Genomic DNA, 18,375 nt, shown 5'->3' with positions numbered 1-18,375 from the left:
AATTATTTACCATCAACACTCACGCCATAAAACGCATCATAGCCAAATGGGCTTTGTACGTAGCCTTTTACGCGAGGGCTAAGTGGTGCGAAACCAACAGAGTGTGCAACTGGAATCCATGGCGCTTGCTCATGGAAAATCACTTGTGCTTGTTTATAAAGTGCAGCACGCTCATCTTTATTGGTTAAGCCAATCGCTTTATCTAATAAGGCATCAAATTCAGCATTTTTGAAACGCGCAAAGTTTGAGTTGCCCGCGTTAGCACTCGCAAGTAACGGAGAAAGGAAGTTATCCGGATCACCGTTATCACCTGACCAACCGAAGATACCTGCCGTTAATTCGCCTGCTTTAGCACGTTTTTGATAGTCAGCCCATTCAAATGTGACTGGATTTGCTTTTACGCCAACTTTCGCCCAGTCTGCCATCACAAGTTCAGCCATACGTTTTGGATTTGGGTTAGACGCACGTACCACCGGTTGAATCCAGAAGTCCGTTTCAAAACCGTTTGGATAACCTGCTTCCGCTAAAAGCTGTTTCGCTTTCTCTGGATCATACGGATAATCTTGGATTTCGTCGTTATAACTCCAAATTGTTGGTGGCAATGGATTTTTCGCTGCAGTGCCTGCACCTTGATAAACCGCGTCAATAATCGCTTTTTTGTCCACCGCATAATTCAATGCTTGACGCACTTTCACGTTGTCAAACGGTGCTTTTTCCGTATTGAATGCGATATATGCCACGTTCAAACCTTTTTGTTCCAAAAGCTGTACTTTTGGATCAGTTTTCATTTTGGCTAAATCCGCCACATTCGGGAAGAGAATTAAATCACAAGAACCCGCTTGTAACTTCGCATAACGCGTAGTCGCATCGGGTACAATACTGATCACTAAACGATCAAGCGGTGTACGACCTTTCCAATAGGTTTCATTTGCTACATATTGTGCCGCTTGGTCAGTTTTATAATCCACAAAAATAAACGGACCTGTCCCCACCGGTTTATTATCGATCGTTTCTGGTTTACCCGCTTTCAACATCGCATCTGCATATTCAGCTGAGTAAATAGAGATAAAGTCCATACCCAAGCTTGCTAAGAAAGTCGCATCTTTTTTATTTAAGGTGATACGAACGGTGTTGTCATCCACTTTCTCAACTGATTTTAATAAATCTGGGAATTTCATTGCTTTGAAATACGGATAAGTCCCTTTTGATACATTGTGGTAAGGGTGGTTAGGATCTAACTGACGTTGGAAAGAAAAGATCACGTCATCCGCATTAAAATCACGTGTTGGCGTAAATTCTTTTGTCGTATGGAATTTCACCCCTTTACGTAAATGGAAAGTATAAGTTAAACCATCGTCACTGATCTCCCAACTTTCAGCCAAGGCTGGCTCAAGATCAGTAGAACCTTTTTTGAATTCAACCAAACGGTTATACACTTGTTGTGAACTTGCATTGTAAGATGTACCTTCCATTACTAATGCTGGGCTAAAGCTAAGTGGTGCTTTCGCTGTACAATACACAAATGTGTTATTACCTGAAGGTTTTGTTGTTTCTGCTTTCGCATTTTCTTTTGCCGCAGAACCAGATTGATCACAAGCCGCTAAAAACAAACTGGCAGCAATAAGAGTTAAGGTCGCTTTTAATTTCATAAGTTTTCCTTCTTTAATCGGGCAAAACACCCAAACATGAATATAAAATTTTACCTAAGATATAAGCAAATCAAACTTTTACGAAATAAGAAAAAGATCTTTCTTATAACCAATTAGACTAAGACATTCAATATCAGCGTTTTTTCCGCAAATGATCCCCGTCTGTTTTACGTAAATAACTCAATATCCAAACTAGTGCGATAGCAAAAACAGAAGTGGTCAGAAATGTATAACTGAAAGCATGTTGTAATGCGCCGTCGTCGTTACCCATGAATTGACGATATAACGTCAAAATAATAGATGCTACAGCGATACCAAATCCGATCCCCACTTGTTGCACAATGCTCAACACTGTTGAGCCTACACCGCTTTGAGCCTGTGATAGATCGCCAACGGTAAGTGTATTAATTGAGGTAAAAATCATCGACATGCAGGCACCATACCACATCAGATTACATATAATCCACGTCGTTGATGATGAGGTATCAAGCCATGACATGGAAACCGTTGAGCCTGCCATTAAAAGTGACGATAAAATTAACGTGGTTTTATAACCTAAGATATTTAAGATATGCCCAATAAAACGTTTAAATACAACAGACATTAGCGCAATGGGTGCAAGCAACCAGCCTGACTCTTCAGCTGAATAGCCAAAAGAAAGTTGGAACATTAATGGCAATAAGAATGGCACAGCCGAACCGGAAAGACGGATAAAGATATTAGCTGCAATGCCTAATCGAAATGTTCTTGTATTGAAAAGAGATAAAGGCAAAATTGCACGCTCATTACCTTTTGCATAAATATAATAGGCCACCAATAATGCAATACCAATCGACAATGCACTATATGTAGTCATATTGTCACGGTGACTTTCGCCCAGTAAATCAAGCCCGAGCGTTAAACCGACTAAACCAAATGCAAAGAGTAAAAAGCCTGTCCAGTCTAACTTACTCGCATTACCCTTATGATTTCCCATCACTTTAGCCGCTGCCCAAAAACCTAACATGCCAATCGGAATATTGATTAAGAAAATCCAATGCCATGACGTATGCACCACAAGCCAACCACCTAAAATCGGGCCAAGAATCGGGCCGATGAGTCCTGCTGTAGCCATTAAATTCCAGGCATTAATTAATTGATTTTTCGGTACAGTTTGAATAATGGCAAGACGGGCTACAGGCATCATAAATGCTCCACCAACACCTTGGAGAATCCGTGCAAGCACAAGGGTCTCGAGAGAGGTTGCCATCGCACAAGCGACTGAACCGAATACAAAGGTAAAAACAGCTGAACGGAAAACCGTAAGCGTACCAAATTTAGCTGCCGCCCAAGCAGTTAAAGGAATAAATAAAGCAACGGCAAGAGAATAGGCGATAATCGCCATTTGCATTTCAAAGACAGGGGTTTGTAGATCTGTTGCGATGGTGGGTAAGGCAGTATTTAAAATAGTCGCATCCAAGCTTTGCATAAACAAAGCCATGGAAGCCACCCAAGCCAGCCCTTTGTAATGCTGACGTTCTATTACTGCGTCTTTTTCCACCATTGATAAATAAACTCAGCGATCTGTTCAATGTGATTAATATCTAATAAAGTGCGGTCAGTTTCAAGCGAATAATCGGTTGCTAAAGCCAACACGTTTTCATCTAATTCCGGCAATGTTTTTGTCATCTCTTGTCGATGCAATAGAATCTTTGGAATGGGTTCTTGTTTAAATCCTTCCACCAAAACTAAATCCGTTAAATGACGATCAAATTGTTGACTTAAATAGGCTAATGAAACTGGTTCTTGAGGGGTTTCTGTCATCAACGCCCAGCGAATATCACAAGCCATAATAACTTGCGCAGACCCCGCCTCTTTCATTCGCCAACTGTCTTTTCCTTCTTTATCCACATGAGCGTTGTGATGGCTGTGTTTAATCACTGAAACACGTAGGCCTTTTTTAATTAATTGAGGAAGCAATTTTTCCAGCAATGTGGTTTTGCCACTACCGCTGTAACCTGTGATGCCAAGAAGAGGAAGGGGATTATTCATTGTAAAAACCTTAAGAAAAATGACCGCACTTGATAAAACAAAACCCCGCAGGACGGGGTTTAGCTATCAAAATCCATTAGGTGAAGAAAGTATAGCAAGGGGAAACAAAATAGCAACTTTCTCACTGCTACTGAATTATTTTAGGAATGTTACACCTTGTACAATTCGTTTCGCTGCGGCAATTGGAAGCTGTCCGATAAAGGTAATTTCTTTATCGCCTATGACTTCACTGTAAATCGTGTAAGCCCCTTGTTTCCAAGTGTTTTCTTTTGCAGCGGTGCTATCAGCTTTATTGATATAAAGTGTAAAAGTGAAAAGACCATCACTAAATAACGCATTTTCAATCACTTCACCATCTATCACATCTTGATTCTGGCGAATTAAATCAAACCCTTGCGGTAACCAATCAGTTTTCCAATTGATTGAAAGGGATGACTCTTGTTTTCCTTCATTTAAAAGTGGCGGCACTGACACCTTATTAAGGTAATCCGTTAAACCACGTAGACGATCATCGATATATAACGTCACCACACGGAACTGATCCAATAACTTGCCTTCTCTATCAAGCATATCGCCACGTAATAACAAACCATTTTCTTCATCTAAGAAAACGAGATATTGATAGCGAAAATCATCTTTTGGCACAATGCGAATAGTATCGACAAATCGGCCTGCAATTCGGTCTTTTCCAAGCTTAATAAAGTCATAATTCTGACTCAGCTTGCTAAAATCAGTACGAATCACTGCCGGAAGCGCATCCACAATCTCACCACTGTTAATCGTGAAAGCGCGTGAACCTGGCTGGAAATAGCTGACTAAATTACCGCGCTGGATGATCTCTTGTTGCTCACCATCTAATGTCACCAACTGTGCATACACTTTTTGCCCTTGCTTAATATGGCGATAGCGGAACGAGTCCATATTCGTTGGTGTCGTTTGCACAAAAGCAATCTCATAATTTAAATCTCTCATGGCTTGCGACATTTTATTTAATGACTGAATTGGCTCTTCTGCAAATGCCCTGAAAGGCAACAAGAATAAGCCTAAAAGTGCGGTTAATTTGAGAAACGTTTTTTTCATAAATAAATCAATTGATCCATAAAAAAATTCACCACGCCTAAGGTGGTGAATTATCGATTAATTGCTGTAATTATTTCGCTTGGTTGCTACCCACATTTAAGCTGTCTGCATGCATACGACGCTGTAATTCATAGTTTTGTAACATCGTACCAATACGGCGATTTTTTTGTTCAACCTGTTCCGAAGTGGCTACATCTTTGGTCGGAGCGTTGTAACTTACTTCTTGAACTGAACTGTTAAATGGTAAGGTTTGTAAAACAGGGTTTTCTGGTGTAACCGACGTGCTTTTCGCATTAAATGATTGGACACCTACTACTGCCACTAAACACACACCTGCAGCCACCGCAATTTGTGTCATTGGTGCAAAGAATGCTTTTAATTTTTGCACAAATGGTAAGCTGTCTGCTTCTTCTGGTGTTGGTTGAGAAACAGTAATCTCAACGTGTTTTACTTCTTCTAATTCAATTAAATCAGCCATTTTCGCAGTAAAATCAGCACCTAATAATACTGGTGACTCTTTACGCATAACTGCTCTTACTGTGTGATACGCCGCCCAAGATTCTTGTGAATCTTTATCCTGACAAAGTTGTTCCGTCAACTCGGCACTGACTTCTTCTCCATCCATATAGGCTGAAAGTAACTCTTTTTGCATTTTATAAACTCCGACTTTATTTTAACGTTGCATAAGCGGTTGTATTTTGTTCTCAATCACTTCCCGAGCACGGAAAATGCGAGAACGTACAGTGCCTACTGGGCAATCCATTATTTCTGCGATTTCTTCGTAGCTTAACCCTTCAAGCTCACGCAGGGTAATCGCGGTTCTTAAATCTTCTGGCAAACTGTGAATGGTATCAAATACCACTTTTTCTAATTCGCTAGATAACATTTCATTTTCAGGGGTATCTACATCACGTAGATGGGTTCCCACATCGTAGCTTTCGGCATCTTCAGCCAAAATATCTTCGCTCGGTGGACGGCGCCCCTGTGCCGTTAAGTAATTCTTTGCCGTATTAACGGCAATTCGATATAGCCAAGTGTAGAATGCACTATCGCCCCGAAAGGATTCAATGGAACGATAGGCCTTAATAAAGGATTCTTGTACAACATCTGGAATGTCGTTATGAGAAATGTAGCGGGTTAAAAGTCCGGCTACTTTATTTTGATAACGAGAAACCAATAAATTAAAGGCTTTTTTATCGCCTTGCTGCACTCTTTCTACCAAAGCCTGATCTGTTAGCTGTTCAGCCATATATCTCCTATGCTACGTCTAACACGCCTTCATATATTCAAGACAGCAAGCTATTGTTGCTTTATCAGACAGAGTTAAAATTGAAAAGTTCCTTATGTATAAAAAATTTCAAAAAAATTAACGGACATTCGTTTTCTGCATATCTTGGATATATTCAACCATCGCTTGCACTTCGGCATCGTCTGATTGACTGCCATTAAAAAACCACGAAAAAAGCTGTAAATCCGTGGCCGCGAGTAAACGAATAAAAATATCTTTTTTGTCGTCAGTCAGTTGGTCAAAATGCGCTTTATAAAAAGGCATGATGATTTTATCCAACTCAAGCATACCTCGACGACAATCCCATTCAATGCGGAGTTTATTGTATTTATCCATAATTTCTCCCTAAACCATTGTAATTATACCTGATAAATGAAAAGTGCGGTTAAAAATTACCGCACTTTTTTAATCAAAGAATCGATTATTCTGTCGCCTTCGGCTTAATCACGGCATAAACCACGCCAGTTAATAATGCCCCCGTTGCAATTGCACCTAGGTAGAGTAATGGTTCAGAGACAAACGGAATGACAAATAAACCACCATGTGGTGCTTGCAGAGAAATATTTAATGCCATTGAAATCGCACCCGCAGTTGCACCACCAATAACCGAGCTAATAATCACACGTAATGGATCGGCAGCCACAAACGGCAATGCCCCTTCAGAGATAAAGCATAAACCTAAGACAAAAGAAGCTTTACCTGCATCACGTTGATTACGGGTAAATTTACTGCGAGCAATCCAAGTTGCAATCGCCATTCCAATTGGCGGCACCATACCGGCTGCCATAGCGGCAGCCATTGGAGTGTGAACTTGAGAGGCTAACATTCCCACAGAGAACGTATAAGCCGCTTTGTTTACTGGACCACCCATATCAATACACATCATCGCACCGATAATCGCACCTAAGACCATCGCATTGACTTCACCCATGGATTTTAACCAATCGCTTAAGGTAGTCATAATTTGTGAAACCGGTGGGTTGATCACATAAATCATGGCAAGGCCGACAATCAAGGTACCAAAGAGCGGGAGAATTAAAATCGGTTTTAAGGAAGTTAAACTTGCCGGCAATTTAATGGTTGCATTTAATCCTTTCACCACATAACCCGCTAAGAAACCAGCAATAATACCACCTAAAATCCCTGCTCCCGCCGTGGTGGCTAACATACCGCCAATAAGACCTACCGCAAGCCCTGGACGGTCTGCGATAGAAAAGGCCAAATAGCCGGCAAATACTGCAATCATCAGATGGAATGCTGCACCGCCACCGATATCCATTAAGGCTTTTGGAATACCATGGAAAATTGTTTCATCTTTGAAGGCTTCGATACCAAACATAAAGGAAATTGCGATTAACAAACCACCGGCAACCACCAACGGTAACATGTGCGATACCCCGGTCATCAAATGTTTATAAACACCTTTTTTCTCACCGCTTTCTTCTGATTTCGCAGAAGATTTTGCTGCGCCACCTTCGTAAATTTTCGCTTCTTTAAATGCCTTATCGAATTCCTGTGCGGTTTTCTTTAACGCCAAACCAGTCGACGTACGATACATCGGTTTTCCTTGGAACTTATCTAACGGCACATCAATATCGGCTGCAACAAAGACTAAATCTGCTGCAGCGACTTCTTCAGGGGTAATTTCATTACCTGCGCCCACTTGGCCACGCGTTTCTACTTTTACCTGCCAACCTTGCTTTTTCGCATAGGTTTCAATGGCTTCAGCAGACATAAAGGTATGTGCCACACCCGTTGGACAAGCCGTAACTGCGACGATATTTTTGACGCCAGAAACACCGCCAAATCCAACCGCACTTTGAGCCGGTTTAACATAGTCCACTGCTTGATTAAGCGCATTCGTCAGCGTGACTTCAGGTGATGCAATCGCCGCATCTTCATTGGCTAAAAAGACTTTTTTACCCACAAGTTCAGCTGAGTTTGGCAAAGTAGATCCGAAAACAATCACTAAATCCGCCTCTTTGGCTTGCTCAACCACAGTATGATTGGCTTTTTTTGCTGCCATGCTCAATGCTTGGCGAAGTAAATAGGCTTTTGCCGCACCAATTTGCGGAGATTGAGTTAAAAACAAATTCATTACATTATCCTTCAATCACAGAAATTTTAACATTCGCCAGAATTGGCTCAAGCAAGGCGATATCACTCACCCCCACGTTACTTTGCGAAACAGCAAAGGCAGAAACAGCACTCGCAAATGCTAAGGTTTCTGCTTGAGACAAGCCTTTTTCGATACCATAAATTAAGCCCGCTACCATAGAATCACCCGCTCCTACGGTGCTCACCACGTTTTCACATTTAGGTGGTTGAGCTTGAATCACAGCTTGATCACTCAGCCATAAAGAACCGTTCGCGCCCATCGAAATAATCACGTTAGCAATGCCATCTGCTTTAAGTTTTTTGGCTGCCGCAATAATTTCATCAAGAGAATTTAATGGATGGCCAATCCAAGCTTCCAATTCGCGATGATTTGGTTTTACCAACCAAGGATGGGCTTTCAAACCTGCTGTAAGTGCTGCATTACTGCTATCTAATACGACTTTCACACCAGCTTGATGCAACTGATTAAGCCAATCCGCGAACAATTCGGGACTCACACCTCGCGGTAAACTGCCGCAAACCGCAACGATGTCAAAGTTTTGACAATACGCTAATGAATCTGCTGTAAATTGCTGCCAAGCTTCTGGAGTAATTTGATAACCTAAGAAATTTAGGTCTGTCACATCGGCTTCGGTTTCCGTAATTTTTACATTAATACGGGTTTTGCCTGCAACACGATGGAATTTGTCTTCTAAGCCTTGTTTTTTAAATAGGGTTTCGAAATCACCCACGTTGTCTTCCCCTAAGAAGCCACCAACCGCCACCTCTACGCCCAAATCTTTTAATACTTTAGCGACATTAATGCCTTTTCCGGCAGGGAAAAGACCAAGGGTTTCAACAGTATTCACTTCGCCGATTTCAATACGCGGCAAACGCCCGACTAAGTCGTAAGCGGCATTTAAGGTAATTGTTGCTACTTTTGCCATCACTTACTCCTTACCTTCACCTAAACCGCTTTCAATGACTGCACCAATACCGTCAATCGCTTGTTGAGCTTCTTCGCCGCTCGCTACAAAACGTAAGCGATGACCTTTCACGACACCGAGCGCCACAATTTTCATCAGACTTTTTGCGCTGACTAATTGGCTATCACGATCTAAGTTTTGTACCGCAACAGACGCATTGTATTTTTTCACTTCATTAACCAGTACCGCACTTGGACGAGCATGTAAACCGTGTTCATTACGAATCATAAATACGGCTTCAATGGCATCTGCTGGTAAACCTGTTTTGTCTTCGTGAATTTGTGGTGCGTGCTCACTGCTCACTTCAATGGTATCCGGTTCAGCCGGTGGCACAGCAGAGACAGCTTCACCAAGCCCACTCGCAATAATCTTACCTAAGGCTTCAATGGCTTGTTTCGCATCATCCCCTTCTGCCACAAAACGTAAGCGATGACCTTGAGTGACACCTAATGCCACAATTTTCATCAAGCTTTTTGCACTAACTGGTGCGGTTTCTCGAGTAAGATTTTGTACGGTAATCTTGGAGGCGAATTTTTTCATCTCATTAACAAGCACCGCACTTGGGCGAGCGTGCAAGCCATGTTCATTGCGAACAGTAAAGGTCCCAATCACTGCACCTGTAGCAATTTGACCTTCAGATTGAGCAGCTGCTGCAACAGGCACTTTACCGCCATTAAGTGCGGTCAAAATTTGCTGCGTATTACCACTTAATAAAATATTTTGGACTTCATCATCCAATAAACGCGCTAATGTCTCATTGATTTGATCGTTAACCGCCGAAATCGTCAACACGCCTTTCACCGCTTTGCCATTATGATTAAAAATGGTTTTCGCACGACTGAATGCTAAGGCATTTTTCACATTACCTGATACGGCATCGGTTACCCATAACCCTTTACCAAGCGGCAGAGCAGAATTGGATACCACTTCAGAAACAAAGCTATTTTCAACCGCACTTTGCTGTTGTAATTTACCTGCATTGATGGCGGTAAGGATGAGCAAACTTTGCGTTTCAATATCTAAACTTAATGTTTCTTCAGCAATGCTAAAAGCATCGCTTTCACCTAACAAAATCGCACGGAATTTTTCAACATTTGTTAATGTCGCTAACTGTGCCGCAGTGTCTTCATCACCTAAAACATGCGTTAATTGACGAAGCAAAGCAAGATGCTCATCGGAACGGGCAGCAATACCAATCACAACATAAGCAATATTGCCTTCTCCCCACTCAATACCTTGTGGAAATTGGAAAACTTGCACACCGGTTTTTTTCACCATCGAACGGGTTTCTAATGTACCGTGTGGAATCGCAATCCCATTGCCTAAAAAAGTGGAGGTTTGTTGTTCACGTCCAAGCATGCCCTGCAAATAGCCTTGTTCAACATTGCCAGCTTGCTCTAACGCACTTGCAGCCATTTCAATAGCTTGCAGCTTATTTGTTGCCGTAGCATTTAAATGAATGTTGCTTTCCGAAAGTTCTAACATTCTTGCTCCTTCACATTGATGATTTTAAAAAAGAAAAGCTGCTGATGGGATCGCTCATCAACAGCTCAAATTGATTATTGGCCGGTACAGGCTTTGAGTAGCATTTCGCTACCTTGGGAAATGTAAGCGTCATTTTCACCGCGCTCTTTGCCTTTTTGCAAATCACGCATTGCATCGTAGATCCCTTGTGTCACACTTGGTGAATCCACTTTTTGCCAACAATTCGCGCTTAAGCGGCTGAAGTTGGTTTGTAATGCTTCTGCATGCAACACACCACTGTAGTAAGCATACACATCAGAATCATGACCACCTGTGTAGAGTTTATCTTGAATTTGTTTGATTGGCACAACAATACGACCGAGATACCAGTCATTTGCACCACTTGCAAAATTATCCACAAAGAAATTTTTTGTTACGCGATCTTTATAGGTTGCCACAGTGGCTTCATAAGCTGCCGCGTAAGATTTTTGGTCGATTTTATCTTTATCTAAATCAATGACCTTTTTGTCTTTACCCATAAACGGAATGTAAGAGGTCATATCTGAAATCGAAGAACAACCTGCAAGCATTACTGCCACAAAGAATACCGAGATTTTTTTAAACATTAAATTTTCCTTATTTATAGGCGGTTAAAACCGCCGTTAATTATACTTAGAATGGGGGATTAAGCAAGGAAACGCCTAGCACTACGCTGATTCTTTGCTCACTCCGCTGTCTTTGACAATCGAAACTAAAATTTGATCAATTTTGAAGTTTTCGGTATCGATGACTTCAAATTTATATTTATCGTATAACACAAAATCAGTTTTTTTCGGGATTTTGCGTAGCATATACATCATAAAGCCACTGATGGTTTCATAGTTTTCTTCATCTGGGAAAGATTCAATATCTAAAGCACGCATCACATCTTCAAGTGGCGTTGCACCATCAATCAACCAAGAGTTTTCATCACGGCTAACGATTTGTTCTTCTTCGTTAGAAACCAATTCGCCCATCACAATACTCATCACATCGTTTAAGGTAATTAAACCCATCACAAGTGCATACTCATTGACGATAATGGCAAAGTCTTCACCCGTGGATTTAAATAACTCCAATACCTCATATAACGACAATGTATCTGGAATAAATAATGCTTTACGCAATAAACGGCTATCCGTTAAATCCACTACTTCTTGTTGAAGATAGAGTGTTAATAAGGTGTGTGATTCCACATAACCTAAAATCTTATCCAAACCATTATCACAGATCACTAATTTAGAATGAGAGTCTGCCGATAAGGTATTCAACACCTCCTGACGACTAAAAGTGCGGTCTAAAAACACGATATTTTCACGTGTTGTCATGGTTGAAGACACGGTGCGTTCTTGCATTTCAAAGATATTTTCAATCAAATAATGCTCTTGTGTTTTTAACACCCCCGCTTCGGCTCCCGCTTCTACGATCGCCACAATGTCTTCTGGCGTCATGTTATCTTCACGTTTAGTAGGTACACCCATTAAATGGAAAAAAATATTAGAAAGACCATCAAAAAACCATACAATAGGTTTTAAGAAGAAAATAAAGGCTTGCATAATGCCAATAGTCCGTAACGCAACACCTTCAGGATTAATCAATGCAAGACGTTTCGGAATTAAATCGGCTAATAAAACAAATGTTATGGTTACCATGAAAAAGGCAATCCAAGAGGAGGCAGGTTCAACCCATTCAGCCTTGGTGTATTCATGTAAAAAACTCTGTAAGTGAAGACTAATTGTTGCTTCACCAATCACCCCACCAAGTACGGCAACCATATTGAGTCCAATTTGGACCACAGTAATAAAGCGACCTGGCTGCTCCTGTAATTTTAAGACTTTTTCCGCTTGGATATTGCCTTCATTGGCTAACGTTTGTAGTTTAATGCGTCTTGCACCCGCGAGAGAAATCTCGGCTGATGACAAGATTGCACTGATAATAATTAATACGATTAAAATTAAAATCGCTGCAGATAAACTCATAATGTTCTCTTTATTGGTTTTAAAGTGCGGTCAATTTACCGCTGGTTTTTAGGTTAGAAATGGTATTATTAAATTGTTAGGGCGTTCTATGACGCCCCATTTGAGAAACGCTAATTTTCGCTGTCGAACCAGCCGCGTACAAATTGTACTGAAAGGAAAAGGGTAACTAATAGGAATGCATAGAATACCCAAGATAAAATTGGATGGCTTGGTGTGATATCGTCGCTGATTTCCTTCACCGAAACCGCATTACGATATTCATCAAACATCGTCATACGCCAACCGTAATACTTGATTTGTACTAATTTATTTTCATTACCAAAGGCTTGAGCTTGAGCCTGTAAGTTAGCTGAACCAAATTTGAAATAGAATGGAAAACCCCAACGGGTATCTTCATTACGATATACCATGATTTTTCCATCATCATTTTGTGTATTAATAAAATACACATCACGCGTTGGACCATCAGCCGGATTCGATTTTGTAATCGGGCCATCTTTATCAACACGTTTCACTTCCACACCCGTTACTCGCGTCACATCATAGTGTGGGAAAACGTAGTCCACCACGGCAAACATAAATCCGTGGAAAACAAAGACCACTAAAAATAAAAAGTACTTAAAAAACTTACGCATAAAACTCTCTCATTTAAATCGATGATTTATTGTACATTAATTTTAAATAAACGCTCGAAGTTTTGTGTACTAATTTGCGCAAATTCTTCCACAGACATCCCTTTTAACGCCGCCACATACTCACACACCTCACGCGTATAGGCAGGTTGATTCTCTTTACCACGATAAGGCACTGGCGCTAAATAAGGCGAATCGGTTTCAACTAACAGGCGATCTGCTGGTACATAACGAATGGCTTCACGAATACTTTCCGCATTTTTAAAGGTAATAATGCCCGAACAAGAAATATAAAAACCTAAATCAAGTGCCTTTTTCGCAAAGTCTAAGGTTTCTGTAAAACAATGAATTAATCCACCGCACTTTTCTGCATGATGCTCACGCAACATGGCAATGGTATCTTCTGGCGCGGAACGAGTATGAATAATCACGGGTTTATCCACTTCATTAGCAATTCTGATTTGATCAACAAAAACCGTTTGCTGCAATGCCTTATTATCGGCGCTGTAATAATAATCCAAACCGATTTCGCCAATTGCGATCACTTTTTTATCTTGGGATAAACGTAATAAACGCTCAGCATCGTAAGGTTCTTCTTCAAGATCTAATGGATGCACGCCGCAAGCCAAAGACACATTCGGAAATTTTGCTAACTCAGGGTAAGCTTTTTCAAAACGGCTTAATGTTACACCAATCGCCAATAAATGCTTCACATCTCGTGCGTGGGCTTTGGCCACTACATCAGCAATATCTTTGTGTAAATTTTCATAATCCAATGCATCTAAATGGCAATGGGAATCTACGATAAACATAATTTATTTAGTCCTTAAATACGTCGGTAATTAACTTCGTCAAACCATCTAGTAACATTAATTCCGTATTAACACCATTAATGGTAAGTAAATCCGAGCGTACTTTTTGCATAATTTTATTCGCGGTTAATAACCCAAGCGCTGTTTGCTCGTCTGCAAATTGAGTTACACCTGTTTTAAGATCAAGTGTTTGCCAGCCACTTTGTATTTCGAGTTTGTATTTAATGGCATCGCTTAAAAACGCTAAAATCCAATCCACTTGCTGTACGGTGCGTTCTTTTTCAAAGAAAGGCAAAATTTCCAAAGGTGAACGACGACGATAAAACAGCCAAAATTGACGTAGGAAATTTTTTCTCTGTTCAATTAATCCTTGCTGGAGTGTTTCTAATGCTGACATCGGACGCCCCAAATTCATCGCAAGTGCGGTCAATAATTCTGATGTTTCTGCCTGAAATTTAGAAGAAAGCCAAGTTAAAGCTTCCTCTTCCGTTGGCAAAGGAACATTCCACACTTGGCAACGGCTGTAAATAGTCGCTAACAATGAAGAGGAAGGTTCTGTTTGCAATAAGAAATACGTGTTCGGACGTGGCTCTTCCAAGGTTTTGAGCAACGCATTCGCTGCCGCTTCCGTAAGACGTTCTGCATCTTGGATATACACTAATTTATTGCCGTTTTGTTGCGCGTGTTGGCTGACAACTTCATTAATCGCCCGTACCTGATCAACGCCAATGTCTTTGCCTTCTTGAGAGGCTAAAACATGAAAATCGGGGTGACTTTGCGCAACCATTAAGTGGCAAGCATGACAATGGCCACAAGGTGCATTATCTGGCGTTTGACACATAATGAGTTTTGTCAAAGCATCAAATAAACGTTCTGCCCCTAGCCCTTGATCGGCTTTAATTAACAACGCATGATGCCCCAAACCTTCGCTAAAAGTTTGGCTAATCTTGTTATAAGTAGGCACTAACCAAGGATAAAGTTCGCTCATTTTGCTTGTGAAACCCACCAATTTTTGATCGCACTTTGAATGTCCGCTTGTACTTGTGCCAAAGGCTGGCCAGCATTAATAATGGCGGCTTTCGGATTGTTTTGCACCAATTCCAAATAACGTTGGCGAGTACGATGGAAGAAATCAAGCCCTTGTTGTTCAATACGGTCTAATTCGCCTCGTCCTCTAGCACGTGCAAGCCCCTCTGCAGGATCAATATCTAAATACAGTACAAAATCGGGTTCAAAATCACCTAACACCATATTTTTTAAATTTGCCATCAGCGTTTGGTCAAACTGACGCCCACCACCTTGATAGGCCTGAGAAGACATATCGTGACGATCGCCAAGCACAATTTTTCCTTCTGCCAATGCTGGCTTAATCACATTTTCTACCAATTGAATTCGTGCCGCATAAAGCATTAATAATTCCGCTTTATCGGTAACAGGCTCTTCTGTTTCATGTTTGATTAAATGGCGTAATTTCTCTGCTAACGGTGTACCGCCTGGCTCACGAGTAAACACGATATCATTTACACCAAGACATTTTAATGTATCCACCACCGTTTGCATGGCGGTACTTTTACCTGCACCTTCCAGCCCTTCAATGACGATAAATTTGCCTTGCATTAGTTGGCTCCTTTTTGTTGGTTACGATACCAACGTAAATATTCTTGCACCGCTTTATTATGCTCGTTCAGATTGCGAGTAAATTTATGACCGCCACTTCCATCAGCAACAAAATAATAAAAGTCCGTTTTCGCTGGATGCGCCACAGCCTGTAAAGCGCTCTCACTCACCATCGCAATTGGTGTTGGTGGTAAACCCTCAATCATATAGGTATTGTACGGGGTCATCGTTTCCAAATCTTTCTTACGAATATTGCCGGTATAACTCTCACCCATTCCATAAATCACGGTTGGGTCAGTTTGCAGTTTCATATTGGCTTTTAAACGATTAATAAATACTGAAGCCACTTGTGGGCGCTCCGCCGCAATTCCTGTTTCTTTCTCCACAATAGAAGCTAAAATTAGCATCTGATATGGATCTGCTAATGGGAGATTTTCATCCCGTTCACTCCACGCTTTATCTAAAGCTTTTTGTAAGCGAGTAGCTGAACGTTTTAATAATTCAAGATCCGTCGAGTTAGGCGTGTAATTATAGGTATCTGGATACAACCACCCATCCATGTTATTCCATTCGTAAACGGCTTTTGCAACGGCTGGAATATCCAATAACACCATGATCTCTTTATCCGTTTTACCTTGCAAGGTTTGTTTTAAGTGAGGTGCGCTTTCAAGGTTTTTACGCCATTCCTTGAACGTTTTACCTTCAATAAACTTCACGCTAAATTGCGCTTCCTTGCCGGAATTGAGCATATCCAATAAATCTTGCAACGTTTTCACGCCCGTTAAAGAATAAGTCCCCGCTTTCACTTTGTTGAGCTGCGGTTGTAATTTCAATAACCAAGGCAATAAATCGGCATGTTCAAGAATTTTTTCTTGCTCTAATAAAGCGGCGAGTTTACTGCCAGTAGTGCCTCGCTCAATTGTAAGCAATTGATCCTGCGTGACATTCACCGGCGTATGAACAAACTCAGTTAATTTTTGATAACCCCAAAAACCAACACCACCAAGAATTAGCAAGAGAATCAGTAAAAAGACAAAAAATTTTTTCATGCGTCACTCATTTTATAAAAACGACAAAAGGGGCAAAAATGCCCCCTTATTCTAACGGTTTCTGTTACTTATCGAAATATTGAATATCAGCATTTTTACGTAATGCTTTCACCCAGTCTTTGGTTGCATCTTGTAATTGGCTATTCACGATTTGTTCGTAAGCTTTTTGACGATAGGCATCTTCTGTTTTATCGCCATCACGACTACCGGTTACTTCGAGAATATGCCAACCAAATTCAGATTTAAATGGAGCAGAAATAGTACCTTGTGGGGTTGTTTCAACCATTTTTGCAAATGGACCTACATAAGCTTCTGGGAAAGCATAGCCTAAGCTTCCGCCATTCGCACCTGATAAATAATCTTTAGAATATTTTAATGCCGCATCAGCAAATGTCATTTTGCCAGAAATAATCTCGCTACGAATACGTTCTAATTCTGCTTTAGCTTGTGCATCGTTCAGTAATGGGTTTAATTTTAATAAAATATGACGAACTTCATACTCTTTACCCATCACTTTTTGTGCAGTACCTTTTGCTTTCGCTTCATCGAACATTTGTTTACCCAATGCATCCACTTGCTCACGAGTCACATCTACGCTGTTTTGAATGGCATGGTTACGCACACCCGCCATTAACATTTGACGAGAGATTTGTTGTTTAAATGCGTTTAAGGAAATGCCTTGATAATCCAACGCATCTAAGAATTGACCATAAGTTAAACCATTTTTCGCTGCAATATCTTCTACGATACGGTTTACTTCCGCTTGGTTTACTTTTACGCCTGATTCTTTGATAGCCTTATCAGTCAGCATATCATCAATAATCTTATCTAATGCTGCACGTTGGCTACCTTTCTTACCCATTACAGCATTCACTTGGCTTTGTAAAATTGGTGTACCATTCACAGTCGCCACAACGCGTTCTTCTGCTTGAACTTGAGAAAAAGTAAACAGACCGATCATGGCAAATAAAAGAGATTTTAACATTGATTTTTTCATTTTAGTTGTCTTAAAAAATAATAGGATAATGCTCGTTAGATTATCAATTTTATCAAAGGTTCACAATAGGCTGATCGTTATTTAGGCAATAATGCCACTTCATAACAACCATCGTATTTTAATGTACGCACCTGAACTTGTTCATCACGGGAAGTAGGCACATTTTTACCTACATAGTCTGCCCGAATTGGTAATTCACGATGTCCGCGATCCACTAAAATCACCAATTCAATTTTAGCAGCTCGACCAAAATCTGTTAACGCATCCATCGCGGCACGAATAGTTCTACCGGTAAAGAGTACGTCATCGATCAAAATGACTTCTTTACCCTGAATATTCATATAACTTGAGGCCCCGCTATACACAGGGGTTGGATTTTCAGGTTCAACGTACTCTAAGTCATCGCGGTAAAATGTGATATCCAATTCCATCATTGGAAGACTTACTCCATTCAACTCTTCAATACGACGTTGAATCAATTCGGCAATTTCAGCACCACGGCGTTTCACCCCAACTAAAATCACATTATCGAAATCTTGGTGCTTTTCAATAATTTCGTGGGAAATACGTGAAATGGTACGTAAAAATCTGTCTGCATCAATAATGATTTTTTCCATTTTATCTCTCGCTTTGTTTATCTCACCTAAAGTGCGGT

At 40.7% G+C, this 18,375-nt stretch carries 19 protein-coding genes; all 19 read right to left on the bottom strand.

Translation table 11 applies throughout. From position 1 onward, the window contains the following. Positions 1-2: 2 nt before the first annotated feature. The 19 genes from HMPREF3279_RS04500 to pyrR all read right to left on the bottom strand — a co-directional run bounded on the left by HMPREF3279_RS04500 (position 3) and on the right by pyrR (position 18,337). Positions 3-1,649 carry an ABC transporter substrate-binding protein gene (locus HMPREF3279_RS04500; RefSeq protein WP_049366668.1) on the bottom strand — a complete coding sequence of 549 codons (1,647 nt, stop codon included), beginning with the start codon at positions 1,647-1,649 and terminating at the stop codon, positions 3-5. Positions 1,650-1,782: 133 nt separating this feature from the next. Further along, positions 1,783-3,192 carry an MDR family MFS transporter gene (locus HMPREF3279_RS04495; protein ID WP_070868209.1) on the bottom strand — a complete coding sequence of 470 codons (1,410 nt, stop codon included), beginning with the start codon at positions 3,190-3,192 and terminating at the stop codon, positions 1,783-1,785. Continuing rightward, positions 3,171-3,680, bottom strand: coding sequence for a molybdopterin-guanine dinucleotide biosynthesis protein MobB (gene mobB / locus HMPREF3279_RS04490; RefSeq protein ID WP_049366670.1), 510 nt, complete (start codon positions 3,678-3,680; stop codon positions 3,171-3,173). The genes HMPREF3279_RS04495 and mobB overlap by 22 nt, the downstream gene beginning before the upstream one ends. Before the next feature lie 135 nt (positions 3,681-3,815). Beyond that, positions 3,816-4,760: a sigma-E factor regulatory protein RseB gene (rseB, locus tag HMPREF3279_RS04485; protein ID WP_049366671.1), complete on the bottom strand. Its 945-nt coding sequence runs from the start codon at positions 4,758-4,760 to the stop codon at positions 3,816-3,818. 70 nt (positions 4,761-4,830) lie between these two features. Beyond that, positions 4,831-5,412, bottom strand: a complete 582-nt coding sequence (locus HMPREF3279_RS04480; protein ID WP_049366672.1) for a sigma-E factor negative regulatory protein — start codon at positions 5,410-5,412, stop codon at positions 4,831-4,833. 21 nt (positions 5,413-5,433) lie between these two features. Next, on the bottom strand, positions 5,434-6,009 hold the full coding sequence (gene rpoE, locus HMPREF3279_RS04475; protein WP_014064431.1) for an RNA polymerase sigma factor RpoE: 576 nt from the start codon (positions 6,007-6,009) through the stop codon (positions 5,434-5,436). 117 nt (positions 6,010-6,126) lie between these two features. Beyond that, on the bottom strand, positions 6,127-6,384 hold the full coding sequence (locus HMPREF3279_RS04470) for an FAD assembly factor SdhE (protein WP_049366673.1): 258 nt from the start codon (positions 6,382-6,384) through the stop codon (positions 6,127-6,129). Positions 6,385-6,469: 85 nt separating this feature from the next. After that, the gene (locus HMPREF3279_RS04465; RefSeq protein WP_070868208.1) at positions 6,470-8,146 is read right to left on the bottom strand and encodes a fructose-specific PTS transporter subunit EIIC; all 1,677 of its coding nucleotides are present in this window, start codon (positions 8,144-8,146) and stop codon (positions 6,470-6,472) included. 4 nt (positions 8,147-8,150) lie between these two features. Then, on the bottom strand, positions 8,151-9,092 hold the full coding sequence (fruK, locus tag HMPREF3279_RS04460; protein WP_070868207.1) for a 1-phosphofructokinase: 942 nt from the start codon (positions 9,090-9,092) through the stop codon (positions 8,151-8,153). A gap of 3 nt (positions 9,093-9,095) precedes the next feature. After that, complete coding sequence (fruB, locus tag HMPREF3279_RS04455) at positions 9,096-10,616, bottom strand: fused PTS fructose transporter subunit IIA/HPr protein (RefSeq protein WP_049366676.1); 1,521 nt, start codon at positions 10,614-10,616, stop codon at positions 9,096-9,098. 74 nt (positions 10,617-10,690) lie between these two features. Beyond that, a complete protein-coding gene (locus HMPREF3279_RS04450; RefSeq protein ID WP_049365129.1) occupies positions 10,691-11,221 on the bottom strand; it encodes a hypothetical protein in 531 nt (176 codons plus the stop codon). A gap of 81 nt (positions 11,222-11,302) precedes the next feature. Then, on the bottom strand, positions 11,303-12,613 hold the full coding sequence (locus HMPREF3279_RS04445; RefSeq protein WP_049365128.1) for a polyamine export protein PaeA: 1,311 nt from the start codon (positions 12,611-12,613) through the stop codon (positions 11,303-11,305). Positions 12,614-12,723: 110 nt separating this feature from the next. Then, the gene (locus tag HMPREF3279_RS04440) at positions 12,724-13,248 is read right to left on the bottom strand and encodes a DUF1523 family protein (RefSeq protein ID WP_049365127.1); all 525 of its coding nucleotides are present in this window, start codon (positions 13,246-13,248) and stop codon (positions 12,724-12,726) included. 26 nt (positions 13,249-13,274) lie between these two features. Then, entirely contained in the window at positions 13,275-14,057 is a 783-nt protein-coding gene (locus HMPREF3279_RS04435) for a YchF/TatD family DNA exonuclease (protein WP_070868206.1), read from the bottom strand. A 7-nt stretch (positions 14,058-14,064) separates the two neighbouring features. Further along, positions 14,065-15,045, bottom strand: coding sequence for a DNA polymerase III subunit delta' (locus HMPREF3279_RS04430; protein WP_070868205.1), 981 nt, complete (start codon positions 15,043-15,045; stop codon positions 14,065-14,067). Beyond that, a complete protein-coding gene (gene tmk / locus HMPREF3279_RS04425) occupies positions 15,042-15,674 on the bottom strand; it encodes a dTMP kinase (protein ID WP_070868204.1) in 633 nt (210 codons plus the stop codon). Before tmk ends, HMPREF3279_RS04430 begins: the two co-directional genes overlap by 4 nt. Then, positions 15,674-16,723 carry an endolytic transglycosylase MltG gene (mltG, locus tag HMPREF3279_RS04420; protein WP_070591009.1) on the bottom strand — a complete coding sequence of 350 codons (1,050 nt, stop codon included), beginning with the start codon at positions 16,721-16,723 and terminating at the stop codon, positions 15,674-15,676. Before mltG ends, tmk begins: the two co-directional genes overlap by 1 nt. Positions 16,724-16,787: 64 nt before the next feature. Next, the gene (locus HMPREF3279_RS04415; protein ID WP_070591006.1) at positions 16,788-17,720 is read right to left on the bottom strand and encodes a peptidylprolyl isomerase; all 933 of its coding nucleotides are present in this window, start codon (positions 17,718-17,720) and stop codon (positions 16,788-16,790) included. A 77-nt stretch (positions 17,721-17,797) separates the two neighbouring features. Then, positions 17,798-18,337, bottom strand: a complete 540-nt coding sequence (gene pyrR / locus HMPREF3279_RS04410) for a bifunctional pyr operon transcriptional regulator/uracil phosphoribosyltransferase PyrR (protein ID WP_049365120.1) — start codon at positions 18,335-18,337, stop codon at positions 17,798-17,800. Positions 18,338-18,375 lie beyond the last annotated feature (38 nt).

It is taken from the genome of Haemophilus sp. HMSC71H05 (genome assembly GCF_001838635.1).
GTDB classification, from domain to species: Bacteria; Pseudomonadota; Gammaproteobacteria; order Enterobacterales; family Pasteurellaceae; genus Haemophilus_D; species Haemophilus_D parainfluenzae_R.
The sequence above is the reverse complement of the archived record's forward strand: the minus strand, read 5'-3'. Positions and strand labels throughout refer to the sequence as shown.